Genomic DNA, 15476 nt, shown 5'->3' on the forward strand with positions numbered 1-15476 from the left:
CCCGCCCCGGCCGGTGCGGGCCGCGGATCAGCCGCGGTGCCCGTTCGTTCCCGGACCCCGCTGGTCGGAGAGGTCGGCGAACACGTCGCCGCGGGCGCGGGGGTCGCCGGACGGGCCGTCGGCGTCGCCGTAGACGAGCCGTCGCAGCGCCTCCTGGGCCTGCGGGTCCGGCTGTCCCGGCCGGTCGGGATCCGCGGGCCGGGCCGGCGGTACCGGCGGGCCGCCGGCGTCGAGATACGGGCGCGGCCGGAGCGACGACGCCCGGTCGGAGTCGGGTGTGGACTGTGCGGACCGGGGCCCCGGCGACGGCTGGGGGCCGGACGCGGACCGGTGGCCGGACGGCCGCTCCGGCGCCGGCTGCGGAGCCGGCGCGTGCGCCCCCTGGTCCGGAGCCACCGCCGACCGGTCCACCGGCGAGCTCGGCGGCCACGACGCGCCGGCCAGCCCCGACGTGCCGTTGCCCTGGCCGCTGTCCCGGTGCGCCCCGGCCCCGGAGGACGGGCGCGGCCCGGCCGTGTCCCGCCGTGGCCCGGTGGTGACGGGCGCGTGACCGTTCGCCGGGCCGGCCCCGTACCCGTCGGCGACGCGGTGCTCGAGACCCCGTCCGGCCGGCCCGCCCGCGGCCTGCAGCGCGGTCCCGGCGACGATGATCCGCTCCCCGGCGGGGGTGCGTCCGGCGTCGACCGGCCCCGCGTCGCGGGGGCCGGCGTCGGCGGGCAGGTGGGCCAGCGCGGCCCGCAGGTCCGCGACCGGCAGCGGACGGGTGCGGGTGACCATCGCCGCGACCCGGCCGCGCAGCGGGACCCCCGGGTAGCCCTGTGAGGCCAGCTCCAGCTGCTCCCCGACCCGGTCGGCGAGCGCCGCCAGGTGCCGCAGCGAGGACCCCGGCACGACGACCGCGAACTCCCGCTCCGAGAGCCGCACCGCCGCGTCGACCGGGCCCAGCGGCTGGGTCAGCGCCGCCGCGATCTGGTGCGCGGCGAAGTAGGCGGTCCGGTCGTCGCCACCGACCTGGTCGCCGACCATGCCCGGCACGTCGACCAGCAGCACTCCGACGGGCAGCGTCTCCGGCCCCGCGGGCCCGGTCCAGCGCTGCAGCACCTCACCGGTCGGCAGCCCGCTCACCGGGTCGATCTCGGCGGCGGCGCGCGCGGCGGCGGCCTGCTGGGCGTCGGCGAGCTGGGCCCGCAGCTCGCGGGTGCCGGCCCGGGCCGAGAGCATCCGGTCGATCATGTGGTTGAGCGAGGCGGTGGCCCAGGCCTCCCCCGGCGTGCCCGCGGACGCGGCGGGCGCCCCGCCGGACGGCATCGACGACGCCAGCAGGTCGTCGACGGTCCGGCGCAGCGACTCGTCGAGCCGGTCACCGAGCGCGAACCGCAGCCGCGCCAGCTCGCTGCCGGCCTGCGCCTGCGAATACCCCCACCGACCCAGGAACACCCGGCCTGCCTCGATCGCCGACTCGCGCGGGTCCCGGGCGTGCTGGTCGGTCGCGACCAGGAAGGCACCGGCCCGCGGCCCCACCGCGACGACGGTCCACTCGTCGGCCAGCGGCTCGTCGGGGCGCAGCGTGACCAGGTGGATGCCTTCGGGCACGTCGTGCGCCAGCCCGTCCACGAACCCGACGACGACGTGGATCCCGGCCTCGGCCATCCGGGCGTAGACCTCGCGCTCGCGGTCGAAGAAGGCCAGCCGCTGGAACAGCGCGACGACGACGGTCGGGTCGTCACGCTGGGCGGACATCACCGCGCGCTCGATCGAGTGCGACAGGTGCACCAGCAGCCGCTTCGACGCCGGCTCCGGCCGCGCGCCCGAGGCCCGGTCGTACGCCTCGCGGCCGGCCTCGGCCAGCCCCTCGACGTAGGCCTCCTCGGAGGCGACCCGGACGGCGTGCGCGAGGGGCCCCTCGCTCGCGGCGGTCGTCATGCCCTGGCTCCTCACGGTGGCGGGACGGTCGCGGCAGCGGCCACGCCATGTGACGACCCAACAACCCTGGGTGGATCACGGCAACCGGGGGCAGGGGTGTTCCGCCGGGTCCACGGGCCGTTGCGACCAGCGGTGGATGTGACCCTGCGGGGCGATCGGCCACGGTGAACGCGTCGTCCCTGACGACGAGCGGCCACCCCCGCACGGATGGCGCAGGCCAGAGCGGAAAGCGACCCCCGGACGCCCGGACGCGGCCCACGCGGGGTGGCCACCGCCACCCGGACGGACGACATCCATCTCGCCACGCGGACCCCACCTCACCTGACTCATGACGCTTTGGTTCGGCCATGCCGAACTGAAGCGTCATGAGTCGGTGGTGGGCGGGGTGGTGGGCGGGTGGGGTCGGGGGGCGGGGGGCACGAGCCCTGGGTCAGGTGTTCAGGGCGGTCACGGCCCGGCGGGCCTCGATCGGGTCCGGGGCGGCCGAGGCGGCGCGGGCCCGTTCGCGGCACTGCTCGCGAGTGAGCCCGGCCAGCGCCGCACCGACCCCGGAGAGCGCGCCGGACCCCATCGACAGGCTCGCGACGCCGAGGCCGACGAGCACCGGGGCGAGCGCCGGGTCCGCCGCCGCCTCCCCGCACACACCGACCGGGGTGCCGGTGCGGGCCGCGGCCTCACCGAGCTGGGAGAGCAACCGCAGCAACGCGGGCTGCCAGGGGTCGTTCAGCGCTGCGACCGGCCCGGACTGGCGGTCCGCGGCGAACAGGTACTGGGCCAGGTCGTTCGTGCCGACCGAGACGAAGTCGACCTCACGCAGGATCTCGTCGGCGGTCAGCACCGCCGCCGGGACCTCGATCATGACGCCGGCCCGCGCGATGCCGTGCGCGCGGCAGCGCTCGACGAACCAGCCGGCCTCCTCGGCGGTGGACACCATCGGCGCCATCACCCGCAGGTCGACGCCGGTGTCGTCGGCCGCCGCGGCCAGCGCCGCGAGCTGGCGGTCGAGCACGCCCGCGCCGTCCCGGCCGCCACCGCCGGGGACCCGCGCGATCCGCAGGCCGCGCACGCCCAGCGCCGGGTTGGGCTCGCCGTCCAGGGACAGGAAGGGCAGCGGCTTGTCCGCGCCGGCGTCCAGGGTGCGGGCGGTGACCGGGCGGCCGTCGAACGCGGACAGCACCGCGGCGTAGATCTCCCGCTGGCGCGCCTCGGACGGCTCCTCGGTCGCGGACAGGAACGCCAGCTCGGTGCGGAACAGCCCGACGCCCTCGGCGCCGTCGGCGGCCGCCTTCGTCGCACCGGGGCCGTCACCGACGTTGGCCAGCAGCCCGACGACGTGCCCGTCGGCGGTCCGCCCGGTGCCGTCCCAGTCGGCGGCCACCGCGGAGACGGCGACGACGGCGCTCGCCTCCTCCGGCGACGCGGTCTCCCGGACCTCACCGGTGCCGCCGTCGACGACGATCGCGTCGCCGTCGGACAGCGCGGTCGCGCCGGCGCAGCCGACGACGGCGGGGATCCCCAGCGACCGGGCCAGGATCGCGGTGTGGCTGGTGGGCCCGCCCTGCTCGGTGACCAGCGCGAGCGCGACGCCGGGCCGCAGGCCCGCGGTGTCGGCCGGAGCCAGATCGGTGGCCACCAGGACGGCGGGGGCGTCCAGATCGGCGACGCCGGGGGCGGGCAGCCCGAGCAGCTCGGCGACGATCCGGTCGCGGACGTCGTGGATGTCGCGGGCGCGCTCGGCCATGTAGCCGCCCATCGCGGCGAGCATCTCGGCGAAGCCGTTCGCGGCCTCCCAGACCGCGCGCGGGGCCGGCCGGCCCTCGTCGGTGACCAGCGCCTGTGCCTTCTCCAGCAGCGACGGGTCGCCGACCATCGTCACCGTCGCCTCGAGCACCTCCCGCGCGTCGCCTTCGACGGTCGCGGCGCGCGCGGTGAGCCGCTGCGCCACCAGGTCGACGGCCGGTCCGATCCGCGCGGCCTCGACGGCCCGGTCGGCGGGTGCGGGCCCGGCGGCCGGCTCACCCGGCGGCTCGGCGACCCGGACGACGCGGCCGCCCGCCCGGCCGGGGCTCGCGGGGATCCCGCTGAGGACGCGGGGGGTGCTTTCGACAGACATGACGGCTCCTGGGTGACTCCGGCGTGACCCGCATCTTGACAAACACAGTAGAACCCACATACTCGGACACAAGCAAGCATCGAAACGGGAGCGAACAAAGATGTACGCAGCGGAGCGTCAGCAGTGGCTGCTCGACCGGACCCGGGACCGGGGCCGGGTCGACGTGGCCGCCGTTGCCGACGAGCTCGACGTCACTCCCGAGACGATCCGGCGCGACCTGGGAACCCTGGAGCGCCAGGGCCTGGTCCGCCGGGTGCACGGCGGCGCCATCCCGTCCGACCTGCTCGACTTCGAACCCGGCGTGGGCCAGCGCGACACCCAGGCCGGGGCGGAGAAGGAGCGGATCGTCAAGGCCGCCGTCGCCGAGCTGCGCACCGCCACGACACTGCTGCTCGACGCCGGCACCACCACCGCCCGGCTGGCCACCGCGCTGCCCCGGGAGCGGGACTTCACGATCGTCACCAACTCGCTGCCGATCGCGTCGTCGCTGGCCGGCCGGCCGAACGTGCACCTGCGCCTGCTCGGCGGCCGGGTGCGCGGCACCACGCTGGCCACTGTGGACGAGTGGGCGACCGGCGTCCTCGCCGGGCTGACCGTGGACATCGCGTTCCTCGGCACCAACGGCTTCTCCGCCGAGCGCGGGCTGACCACTCCCGACCCGGACGAGGGCGCGACCAAGCGGGCGATGATCCACGCCGCCCGCCGGGCGATCGTGCTCGCCGACGCCGGCAAGTTCCGCGCCGACCAGTTCGTCCGCTTCGGGACCCTCGACCAGATCGACACGCTGATCACCGACACCGGCCTCGCCGAGGCCGACGCGGCCTCACTCGAGGCCGCCGGACCGAAGGTGGTGCGCGCATGAGCACTGCGAATCCCAGCACTGCGAACCCCGGCGCCGGGAGCCGGCCCGACCTGTTCGTCACGGTCACGCCCAACCCCAGCCTGGACCGCACCGTCGAGCTGCCGCACCTGGTGCGCGGCGAGATCCACCGGGCCACCGCGGTCCGGGTCGACCCCGGCGGCAAGGGCGTGAACGTCGCCCGGGCCCTGGCCGCCGCCGGACACCGCGCGGTCGCGCTGCTTCCCGCCGGGATGACCCCCGGCGAGCGGCTGGCCGCGCTGCTGGAGCCGACCGACGTCACCACCGTGACCGTCCCGATCGGCCAGGCGACCCGCACGAACCTGACCCTCACCGAACCCGACGGGGTCACGACGAAGATCAACGAGCGGGGACCGGAGCTGACCGCCGCCGAGGCGGAGGCGCTCGCGGAGCGGGCCCGCACCCTCGGGGCCGGGGCGACCTGGCTGGTCAGCTGCGGGTCGCTGCCGGCCGGGGTCGGCGACGACTTCCACGCCGAGCTCGTGCGGCGGTGCCGCCGGCCCGGGCTGCGGATCGCGATCGACACCTCCGGCGCGCCGCTGCACCACGCGGCGGCCGCCGGGCCCGACCTCCTCAAGCCCAACCACGCCGAGCTGGCCGAGCTCGTCGGCCGCACGCTGCACAGCGTCGGCGACGTGCTGCTGGCCGCCCGCGAGCTGCGTGCCCGCGGGGTCGGCGCGGTCCTGGTCAGCCTGGGCGCCGGTGGCGCCCTGCTGGTCGAGAAGTCCGGCGAGTACCACGCCCGGACCCCACCGATCACCGTGCGCAGCACGGTGGGCGCCGGCGACTCGACCCTGGCCGGGTTCCTGGCCGCGGGCGGGGAGGGGCCGGACGCCCTGCGACAGGCCGTGGCCTACGGGGCCGCCGCCTGCCGCCTGCCCGGCTCCGCCGCGCCGGGCCCGGCCGACGTCGACATCGACGACGTCGAGCTGGCACCCACCCCTGACGTCACCCTCGCCCTCACCGGAGATGCCGCATGACCGCTCTGATCACCGCCGATCTGGTCGACCTCGACGTGCCGTCGGGCGACCGGAAGTCCACCGTCGCCGCGCTGGCCCAGCGCCTCGTCGACGCCGGCCGGGTCACCGACCTGGACACCTTCCTGGCCGACATCGAGGCCCGCGAGTCCCAGATGCCGACCGGCCTCGAGGGCGGGATCGGGATCCCGCACTGCCGGTCCGCGGCCGTCACCGAGCCGAGCCTGGCGTTCGGGCGCAGCAGCTCCGGCGTCGACTTCGGCGCCGAGGACGGCCCGGCCGACCTCGTCTTCATGATCGCGGCGCCGGAGGGCGGCAACACCGACCACATGACCGTGCTGGCCGCGCTCGCCCGCCGCCTGGTCCGGAAGTCCTTCACCGGCGAGCTCCGTGGCGCCACCGACCCGGCCGCCGTCGCGTCCTTCATCCAGCAGGAGGTAGGGGCATGAAGCTCCTCGCCGTGACCGCGTGCCCGACCGGCATCGCGCACACCTACATGGCCGCCGAGGCCCTCGAGGTCGCCGCCGAGGAGGCCGGCCACGAGATGGTGGTCGAGACCCAGGGCTCGGCCGGGTCCACGCCGTTCACCGCCGAGCAGCTGGCCGAGGCGGACGCGATCATCCTGGCCGCCGACGTCGAGGTGCGCGACAAGGACCGGTTCGCGCACCTGCCGACGATCACCAGCCCGGTGAAGAAGGCCATCGGCGGGGCCGCGGGCCTGGTCGAGCAGGCCGTCGCCAAGGCCACCGCGCAGCCGAAGGGGACCCCGGCCGCGGCCGGGGGCGCACCGGCCGACGACGACCGGGACATGGCCGTCAAGTCGTTCGGCACCGGCTTCGGGTCGAAGCTGCGCGGCTGGCTGATGACCGGTGTCTCGTACGTGATCCCGTTCGTCGCCGCGGGCGGCCTGCTGATAGCGCTCGGGTTCGCACTCGGCGGCTACCAGATCACCGAGGCCCCGGACATCGTCGCGATCGGGGACGACAACGTCTCGGTCCTGTCGTTCGACCCGGGTTCGCTGACCTCGTGGGCGGCGCTGTCGTTCCAGATCGGAGGACTGGCCTTCGGGTTCCTGGTCCCGGTGCTGGCCGGCTTCATCGCCTACGCGATCGCCGACCGCCCCGCGCTGGTCCCCGGCTTCGTCGGCGGCATGATCGCCGTCCAGACCGGGGCGGGCTTCCTCGGCGGCCTGGTCGCCGGCCTGCTCGCCGGCGCCGTGATCTACGGGCTCAAGCTGTGGCAGCCGCCGCGCGCACTGGCCGGGATCATGCCGGTGCTGGTGCTGCCGCTGATCGGTACCGCCGTCGTGGGCGCGATCATGTTCCTGGTCGTCGGCCAGCCCCTCGCGGCCGCCACCACCGGTCTGACGAACTGGCTCAACGGCCTGTCCGGCACCAACGCGCTGCTGCTCGGCGCGCTGCTCGGCCTGATGATGGCCTTCGACATGGGCGGGCCGGTGAACAAGGCGGCCTACGCCTTCGCCGTCGCCGGGCTGTCCACCGGCTCCGAGACCGCCCTGATGATCATGGCCGCGGTGATGGCGGCCGGCATGGTCCCGCCACTGGCGCTCGCGCTGGCCACCGTGGTCCGGAAGAACCTGTTCACCAAGCCGGAGCAGGAGAACGGCCGCGCCGCCTGGCTGCTGGGTGCCTCCTTCATCACCGAGGGTGCGATCCCGTTCGCCGCCGCCGACCCGCTGCGGGTGATCCCGTCGATCATGGCGGGCTCCGCGGTGACCGGGACGCTGTCGATGGCCTTCGGCTCGACCCTGCGGGCCCCGCACGGCGGGATCTTCGTGGTCCCGCTGATCGGGAACCCGTTCGCCTACCTGCTGGCGATCGTCGCCGGGACGCTGGTGTCGGCCTTCCTGGTCATCGCGCTCAAGAGCGCACGCCGCACGCCCGAGGCCACCGCCGACGCCGGTGCCGCCCCGGCCACGGCGCCCGTCGCCGGCTGAGCCGCGCCGCGCTCCGGACCCGGCCGGCTCCCATCCCAGATCTCGACTCATGACGCTTTAGTTCGGTGATACCGAACCAAAGCGTCATGAGTCGGATCCCGCAGACCCCACAGAACCCACAGACCCCACAGACCCCGCTGGTCCCGCAGACCCCGCCGGCCCGCGTGCCGGCATCGAGACAGAAGGAGCACCGCCATGGCCGAGCGCCGCGTGAAGGTCGGTTCGTCCGTGGGCTTGCACGCCCGCCCCGCCAACCTGTTCTGCACCGCCGCCAAGCAGCAGCCCGCGAAGGTCAGGATCGGCCCCGCGAGCGGGGACCGCGACCCGGTCGACGCCGCCTCGATCCTGTCCGTGATGGGTCTCGGCGTGCAGTCCGGCGAGGAGGTCGTGCTGACCTCCTCCGACGACGCCGACGGCGAGGCCGCCGTGACCGCGCTGGCCGAACTCCTCGCGCAGGACCTGGACGCCACCCCGGCCTGATCCCGGGCACGTCCACGTGACCGGCCCGTCCCGCACATCCGCGGGGCGGGCCGTTCGCACCGCGGGGACGCTCGCCGAATCAGGCGCCCCGAGGCGATCGAGCATCGGCCCGGCGGGTGCACACCGCGGGGCGGACGGGCCGCACCCCGCTCGAGTGGCACACCCCGTGGCGCCGGACCGGCCCGGCGCACACGAGGTGTGCCACTCGGCCGGGGAATGAGGACCGCGGCCGGGACGGGTGGAAGAGGCCGGGACTCAGTCGCGCAGGACCGTCACCGCGCGCGGGGGCAGGGTCGTCGTGGGCAGGCCGGCGAGGGACTCGATCTCGCCGAGGGGTGCCAGTTCGACCGGGGTATCCGTCCGGTTGACGAGGAAGCGGAAGCCCTCGCGGCGGATCAGCTCGACCCGGCCGCACAGCTCGCCGGGCAGCTCCGGGACGATGCCGGCGGCGTCGAGCAGCCGGCGCAGCAGCGGGGCGCGGTCGGCGAGCCGGGTCGAGACGTAGGTCGCCGAACCACCCGCGCCGATCGCGCGCCGGGTCACCGCCGGAACACCGGTCAGGTCCGCGGCCCCCGGGTCGGAGCCGCCGCCGGTGTAGCCGGCGAGCACCTCGACGTCGTCACCGACGACCCGCACCGGCTCGCTCCACAGGTCGCCGGTGGAGCCGTCGTCGAGCAGCACGGTGGCTCCCGGGTCGAGCGGGGCGAACTCCTCGACCCGGACCCCCAGCAGCTCACGCAGCGCACCCGGGTAGCCGCCGAGCACGGCGTGCGCGTTCTCGTCCACGATGCCGGAGAAGTAGGTCGTGACCAGGTGCCCGCCGCCCTCGGCGAAGGCGGCCAGCTCCGCCGCCCGCTCGGCCGGCAACACGTGCAGCACCGGCGCCACGACCAGCTCGTAGCCGGTGAGCTCCGACCCGGCCGGTACGACGTCGGCGCGCACCCCGGTGTCCAGGAACGCCCGGTACCAGCCGAGCGCCTCGGCCTTGTAGCGCAGCTCGGCCGTCGGCGTGAAGGGCTGCTCGGCCGCCCACCACGACGGCCAGTCCCACAGGATCGCCGCCCGCGCCGGCACCCGGTGCGCCCCGGCGACCGGCGCGAGCTCCCGCAGCGTCGCCCCGAGGTCGCGGACCGCGCGGAACAGCGCGGAGTCCGACCCCGCGTGCGGCAGCATCGCGGAGTGGAACTTCTCCGCGCCGGCCGCGGACTGGCGCCACTGGAAGTAGCAGATCGCGTCCGCGCCGTGCGCCAGGTGGGTCAGCGAGTCCCGGGCGAGCTCGCCCGGCCGCTTCGCGCGGTTCACCGGCTGCCAGTTCACCGCCGACGTCGAGTGCTCCATCAGCCACCACGGCGCCCCGCCGGCCAGACCGCCGGTGAGGTTCGCCGAGAACGACAGCTCGTCGCGCGCGGACGGTCCGGGGTGGACGTAGTGGTCGTTGGACACGATGTCGATCTCGGGCGCCCAGCTCGCGTAGTCCATCCCGCTCGTCTCGCCCATCACCATGAAGTTGGTGGTGACCGGGACGTCCGGGGTCAGTGACCGCAACAGGTCACGCTCGGCGCGCAGGTGCGACAGCAGCGCGTCGGAGGAGAACCGGGCGAAGTCCAGCTGCTGGGTGGGGTTCGGATGGGTGCCCGGCCCGGTCCGGCGCGGGGTGCGGATCTCCGCCCAGTCGCCGTAGTGCTGGGACCAGAACGCGGTGCCCCAGGCGTGGTTGAGGGCGGCCAGGTCGCCGTAGCGCTCGCGCAGCCAGATCCGGAAGGCGTGCTCGGCGTCGGGCGAGTGGTCGTGCACGTCGTGGCAGCCCAGCTCGTTGGACACGTGCCAGGCGGCCAGCGCGGGGTGCTCCCCGTAGCGGCGGGCCATCTTCTCGACGAGGTCGAGGGCGTAGCGGCGGAACACCGGCGACGTCGGCCGGTGGTGCTGGCGGCCGCCGGGCCAGAGCGTCCGGCCATCGGCGTCGACGGCGAGGATCTCCGGGTGGCGGTGGTGCATCCACGGCGGCGGGGACGCCGTCGCCGTCGCGAGGTCGACGGCGATCCCGTTCTCGTGCAGCAGGTCCAGGACGTCGTCGAGCCAGCCGAGGTCCCAGACGTCCGGGGCGGGCTGCAGCCGCGCCCAGGAGAAGACGCCGACGGTGACGATCGTGACCCCGGCGTCGCGCATCAGCTCGACGTCGCGGGTCCACGTCTCGCGCGGCCACTGCTCGGGGTTGTAGTCGGCCCCGAACTCGAGGCGGGGTGTGCGGCCGGCGTCCGTGCGGCGCAGCCAGCGGCTCATAGGTCGGTCCCTCCGGTCACGGTCGTCGTCGATCCGGTCAGTGTGCACGCTTTCTGTGCGGCTGTGTGCGGTGCTGTTCGGATCTGATCGATGTGACGCGCTGGTTTCGGGTCCGGCCACGAATGGCCGAGCACCGTGGGCCGGGAGACGATGCTCCGACGACCTCCGTTCCCGACGACGCGAGCGGCTTCGCCACGACCCCCGCCGCACCGCGGCAGGACGGAGCGCACCGTGACCGACACCGCCGGCGCCGAGCTGGCCCCCGACTCGCTGTCCGCGCACTCCGGGGTGGTGAGCGAGTCCGAGCACCAGGCGCTGCGGGCCGATATCCGGCGGCTGTCGACCATGCTCGGGCTGACCCTGTCCGAGCAGGCCGGGCCGGAGATCCTGGAGCTGGTCGAGCAGGTGCGGCACCGGGCGCGGGACTCGGCCCGCGGCGAGGCCGGGCCGGACGCCGTCGCGGGACTGCTCGACGGCGTCGACACCGGGACCGCCGTGCTGCTCGCCCGGGCGTTCTCCCAGTACTTCCAGCTCGCGAACGTCGCCGAGCAGCTGCACCGGTCCCGGGAGCTGCGCGAGCTCCGCCCGGCCGACGCCCGTCCACTGCGGACGGTGCTGCGGCGGCTGGCCGCCGAGGCCGACCCGGACGAGGTCGCCGAGGTGCTGTCCCGCGCCGAGCTGCGCCCGGTGTTCACCGCGCACCCCACCGAGTCGACCCGGCAGTCGGTGCTGGGGATCCTGCGCCGGGTGGTCGTCGCGCTGGACCGGGGCGCGTCGGACACCGAGGTCGGCGCGCTGGTCGACCTCCTCTGGCAGACCGACGACATCCGCCCGGGCAAACCGATGGTGATCGACGAGGCCCGCAACATCGCCTGGTTCGCCGCCCGCCTCGGCGAGCGCACCGTGCCCGACCTGCTCGACGAGTTCGCCGTCGAGGCCGCGGCCGCCGGCCTGGAGGTGCCCGCCGACGCCCGCCCGCTGGTGCTCGGCTCCTGGGTCGGCGGCGACCGGGACGGCAACCCGAACGTCACCCCGGACGTCACCCGCGAGGTGCTCGGCCTCAACGCCGACCGCGCGCTGCGGATCCAGAACGACCTGGTCGAGCAGCTGATCGCCGAGCTGTCGATCTCCACCCGGGTGATGGGGGTGTCCGAGGAGCTGCGGGGCTCGCTGGCCCGCGACCGGCGCGCGCTACCCGAGGTGCACGACCGCTTCATCCGGCTGAACGCGCACGAGCCGTACCGGCTCAAGCTGTCCTACGTGCAGGCCCGGCTGGAGAACACCCGGCGCCGGATCGCCGAGCGCGGCGAGCACGTCGAGGGCACCGACTACCTGGGGTCGGCCGGCTACCTGGCGGACCTCGCCGTCGTCGACCGGTCGCTGCGCGCACACCGCGGCGCCCGGATCGCCGACGGGACCCTGGCCCGGACGCTGCGCTCGGCCCGCGCGCTCGGGCTGCACCTGATGGAGCTCGACGTCCGGGAGCACTCGCAGAAGCACCACGACGCGCTCGGGGCGATCTTCGACGAGATCGGCGAGCTGGAGAAGCCCTACGGTTCGCTGACCCGCGAGGAGCGCCGCGCGCTGCTGTCGGACGAACTGCGCGGGCGACGCCCGCTGGTCCGGCGGCACTACGGCGTGCCGGAGGCGGCGGCCGGGGTGCTGGACACCTTCGATACCCTGCACGCGCTGCAGCACGAGTTCGGCCAGGACGTGGCCCGGACCTACATCGTGTCGATGGCCCGCGACGTCGACGACCTGCTCGCCGTCGCCGTGCTCGCCCGCGAGTCCTACATGCTCGAGATCGGGAGCGAGAATCCGCGCTCGTCGCTGGACCTGGTCCCGCTGTTCGAGACGGTCGAGGAGCTGTCCCGGGCCGGGGAGCTCCTCGACGGGCTGCTGTCCGATCCGGGCTACCGCCGGCACGTCACCAACCGCGGAGACCTGCAGGAGATCATGCTGGGCTACTCCGACTCCAACAAGGGAGCGGGGATCACGGCGTCGCAGTGGCAGATCCACCGGGCCCAGCGCCAGCTGCGCGACGTCGCCGCCGAGCACGGCGTCCGGCTGCGGCTGTTCCACGGGCGCGGCGGCTCGGTCGGCCGGGGTGGCGGTCCGGCCGGCGAGGCCATCGCGTCGGCACCGTTCGGGTCGGTGGACGCGACGATGAAGCTCACCGAGCAGGGCGAGGTCATCTCCGACAAGTACTCGCTGCCCAGCCTGGCGCACGACAACCTGGAGATCCTGCTGGCGTCCATGTTGGACGCCTCGCTGCTGCACCAGGCGTCACGCTGGCCCGCGGAGAAGCTCGCCCGGTGGGACGAGGTGATGGACTGCGTCGCGACCGCGGCCACCGACACCTACCGGACGCTGGTCGGCGACCCGGCCCTGCCCGCGTTCTTCACCGACGCGACGCCGGTCGAGGAGCTGGGCCGGCTGAACGTCGGGTCCCGCCCGTCGAAGCGCCCCGGCGACGGCGAGCCCACATTGGACGACCTGCGCGCGATCCCCTGGGTGTTCGGCTGGACCCAGACCCGGATGGTGGTGCCCGGCTGGTACGGCCTGGGCAGTGGGCTGCGCGCCGCCCGGGAGGCCGGCTACGCCGAGGATCTCGCCGAGATGCGGTCCTGGGCGTTCTTCCGGAACCTGATCGGCAACGTCGAGATGACGCTGGCCAAGACCGACCTGCGGATCGCGTCGAACTACGTCTCGGCACTCGTCGACCCGGAGCGCCAGGGGCTGTTCGAGCAGATCCGCGCCGAGCACGAGCTGACCCGCAAGGAGCTCCTGGCGGTGACCGGGGAGTCCCAGCTGCTGGCCCGGCATCCGGTGCTGCGCAACACGTTGAGCGTGCGCAACGGCTACCTGGAGCCGCTGCACCACCTGCAGGTCGAGCTGCTCGCCCAGCGCCGGGCCGCCGGCGGCGAGCCCGATCCGGACCTGGAGCGGGCGCTGCTGCTGACGATCAACGGGATCGCCGCGGGGATGAAGAACACGGGTTAGTGGGCGACACGGGATGCCGGGCGCCGCACACCGTGCCCGACGAGCGGACCCGGCCGGCGACGGTTTCGTCGATGTCGGGCACCGGGTACGAACCGGACATGGAGCAGGAGCACGAGCAGGAGACCCCCGGACCGGGCCGGCCGCCGACCCGTCGAATCATCGTCTGGACGCTGGCCGCCGTGGTGATCATCGCTCTGACGGCCGCCTTCCGGCCCCTGGTGCACAGCGGCGCCGGGCCGATGGTCATCGCCGCGCTGATCGTGGCCGCCGGGTCCGTCGTCTGGTTGCTGTTCTGGCTGCTCGAGCGGACCGGTTGACCGGAGCCCGCGGTCGAGCGCGGACGTCGCCGACGGTCGAGGGCCTCGTGGCGGGCAGGAAGAATTCGGGTGCCCGGGGCCGGCAGGTGCGCGAAGCCGGGACAGCGGGTACGAATCGGGCATGGAACCGCGACCGCAGCACGATCTGGAGCACGACCGGCTCGACGACCACGAGCCGGAGCAGCACACCCCGGGGCCGAGCCGGCCCGCGACCCGGCGGGTCGTCGCCCTGGTGCTGATCGTCGCCCTGGTCGGCGCGTTCCCGCTGAGCTTCCTGGTGGGTGCGGTCGGCACGGAGGTCGTCGCCGCGCTGCTGGTGGCGGCCGGCCTCATCGGCGGCCTGATCTGGTGGCTGCACCGGCGGACCATGTGATCGACGGTTGTGTAGCGGTGCGTGCGCGTCCCGCACGCACCGCTCCACACGCGTGATCATCCCCGTCGGGGAGACTATCCTGCGTGCAGTACCGCCACGCTCCGGCCGCGAACCACGCCGGCCTCGACGCGGTACTGGTCTCCGCACCCGGCCGCCCCACACTGCCGGTACGGCTGACCGTCGAGTTGCTCGGGCGGGCCCGTGCGCACCTGGGCACCGATGTCCCGGTGACCGTCTGGGACCCGTGCTGCGGGGCCGGCGGCACGCTGACCGTGCTCGGCCTGCTCTCCCCGGGGATCCGGGCGCTGGCGGGGACCGATGTCGACGACGAGCCGCTGGACCTGGCGAGACGCAACCTCGGACTGCTCTCCTCCACCGGGCCCGCCGCCCGCGCCGCCGAGCTGGACGCGCTGGCGGCCCGCTACGGCAAGCCTGCCTACGTCGATGCCGCCGCGGCGGCACGGTCCCTGCGCCCCGCGAGCGCTCCGGTGTGGACGGTCGGGGTGGCCGACGCGCTGGACCCGGTCGCGACCCGGGCCGCACTCGGCGACCTCGCACCGGACGTCGTGCTCGCGGACCTGCCGCACGGGCGGCAGACCTCGTGGGCCGGGGACACCGCGACCGGCGGCCCGGAGCGCGGTGGTCCGGTCGCCCGCGGCCCGCTCCCCGGCGGCCCGCACTCCGGCAGCCCGCTCTCCGACGGCGGCGCCCGTGGCCCGGTCTCCGGCGGTCGCCCGGCCTCCGGCGGCCGGGTCGTCGGCCGCCCGGCTGCTGACGACCCCGGGGCCTGGATCGCGCCGGTCGCCGCGTTCGTGCGGGCCGTCGCGACGGTGCTCGCCCCCGACGCGGTGATCGTCGCGGTCGGCCGGGGCCGGTCGGTGCCGCTCCCGCCGGGAGTCCGGGCGCGGGAACGCGTGCGAGCCGGGCACCGGTCGGCCGTCCTCATCCGGGCCGGCGACGTGCGGTAGCCGCCACCTACCGCTCGCCCGGGCGGACCCGCCGGGGGCACGTGAGGGTCGTCTCCGCAAGATCGAACTGCTCTCGTGTGCCCCTCGACCGCGGGTCGCGCGGGCGCCGACCCGGATCGACCGTGCGGAGCGGGCACCGGCTGCGGCTCGGTCGTGCCGGCCCGGCACCGTCGCGCGGGTGCCGGGCCGGGAATCGAGGGGTGCG

12 protein-coding genes are annotated in these 15476 nt (G+C 75.2%); 9 read left to right on the top strand and 3 right to left on the bottom strand.

The features are described from left to right. Positions 1-27: 27 nt before the first annotated feature. Complete coding sequence (locus tag WIS52_RS16230) at positions 28-1923, bottom strand: DICT sensory domain-containing protein (RefSeq protein WP_349299091.1); 1896 nt, start codon at positions 1921-1923, stop codon at positions 28-30. A 430-nt stretch (positions 1924-2353) separates the two neighbouring features. Next, positions 2354-4036: a phosphoenolpyruvate--protein phosphotransferase gene (locus tag WIS52_RS16235; RefSeq protein WP_349299092.1), complete on the bottom strand. Its 1683-nt coding sequence runs from the start codon at positions 4034-4036 to the stop codon at positions 2354-2356. A 100-nt stretch (positions 4037-4136) separates the two neighbouring features. Between WIS52_RS16235 and WIS52_RS16240 the strand changes: the two genes are divergently transcribed. The 5 genes from WIS52_RS16240 (at position 4137) to WIS52_RS16260 (ending at position 8330) form a co-directional block, all read left to right on the top strand. Then, complete coding sequence (locus WIS52_RS16240; RefSeq protein WP_349299093.1) at positions 4137-4898, top strand: DeoR/GlpR family DNA-binding transcription regulator; 762 nt, start codon at positions 4137-4139, stop codon at positions 4896-4898. A gap of 50 nt (positions 4899-4948) precedes the next feature. Beyond that, a complete protein-coding gene (gene pfkB / locus WIS52_RS16245) occupies positions 4949-5896 on the top strand; it encodes a 1-phosphofructokinase (protein ID WP_349299287.1) in 948 nt (315 codons plus the stop codon). Beyond that, positions 5893-6342 carry a PTS sugar transporter subunit IIA gene (locus tag WIS52_RS16250; RefSeq protein ID WP_349299094.1) on the top strand — a complete coding sequence of 150 codons (450 nt, stop codon included), beginning with the start codon at positions 5893-5895 and terminating at the stop codon, positions 6340-6342. Before pfkB ends, WIS52_RS16250 begins: the two co-directional genes overlap by 4 nt. Next, the gene (locus WIS52_RS16255; protein ID WP_349299095.1) at positions 6339-7850 is read left to right on the top strand and encodes a PTS fructose transporter subunit IIC; all 1512 of its coding nucleotides are present in this window, start codon (positions 6339-6341) and stop codon (positions 7848-7850) included. The genes WIS52_RS16250 and WIS52_RS16255 overlap by 4 nt, the downstream gene beginning before the upstream one ends. 195 nt (positions 7851-8045) lie before the next feature. Then, positions 8046-8330, top strand: a complete 285-nt coding sequence (locus WIS52_RS16260; RefSeq protein WP_349299096.1) for an HPr family phosphocarrier protein — start codon at positions 8046-8048, stop codon at positions 8328-8330. A gap of 255 nt (positions 8331-8585) precedes the next feature. On the opposite strand, the gene WIS52_RS16265 is transcribed toward WIS52_RS16260, so the two are convergent. After that, the gene (locus WIS52_RS16265) at positions 8586-10610 is read right to left on the bottom strand and encodes a beta-galactosidase (protein ID WP_349299097.1); all 2025 of its coding nucleotides are present in this window, start codon (positions 10608-10610) and stop codon (positions 8586-8588) included. Positions 10611-10841: 231 nt separating this feature from the next. On the opposite strand from WIS52_RS16265, the gene ppc reads away from it, so the two are divergent. The 4 genes from ppc to WIS52_RS16285 all read left to right on the top strand — a co-directional run bounded on the left by ppc (position 10842) and on the right by WIS52_RS16285 (position 15271). Continuing rightward, the gene (gene ppc, locus WIS52_RS16270; RefSeq protein ID WP_349299098.1) at positions 10842-13613 is read left to right on the top strand and encodes a phosphoenolpyruvate carboxylase; all 2772 of its coding nucleotides are present in this window, start codon (positions 10842-10844) and stop codon (positions 13611-13613) included. Between the two features lie 71 nt (positions 13614-13684). After that, positions 13685-13930 (top strand): hypothetical protein, encoded by a 246-nt coding sequence (locus tag WIS52_RS16275; RefSeq protein ID WP_349299099.1) that lies wholly within the window; start codon positions 13685-13687, stop codon positions 13928-13930. Positions 13931-14051: 121 nt separating this feature from the next. Beyond that, entirely contained in the window at positions 14052-14303 is a 252-nt protein-coding gene (locus WIS52_RS16280) for a hypothetical protein (RefSeq protein ID WP_349299100.1), read from the top strand. An 83-nt stretch (positions 14304-14386) separates the two neighbouring features. Beyond that, positions 14387-15271, top strand: coding sequence for an rRNA methyltransferase (locus WIS52_RS16285; protein ID WP_349299101.1), 885 nt, complete (start codon positions 14387-14389; stop codon positions 15269-15271). Positions 15272-15476 lie beyond the last annotated feature (205 nt).

Source organism: Pseudonocardia nematodicida (genome assembly GCF_040105385.1).
GTDB classification, from domain to species: Bacteria; Actinomycetota; Actinomycetes; order Mycobacteriales; family Pseudonocardiaceae; genus Pseudonocardia; species Pseudonocardia nematodicida.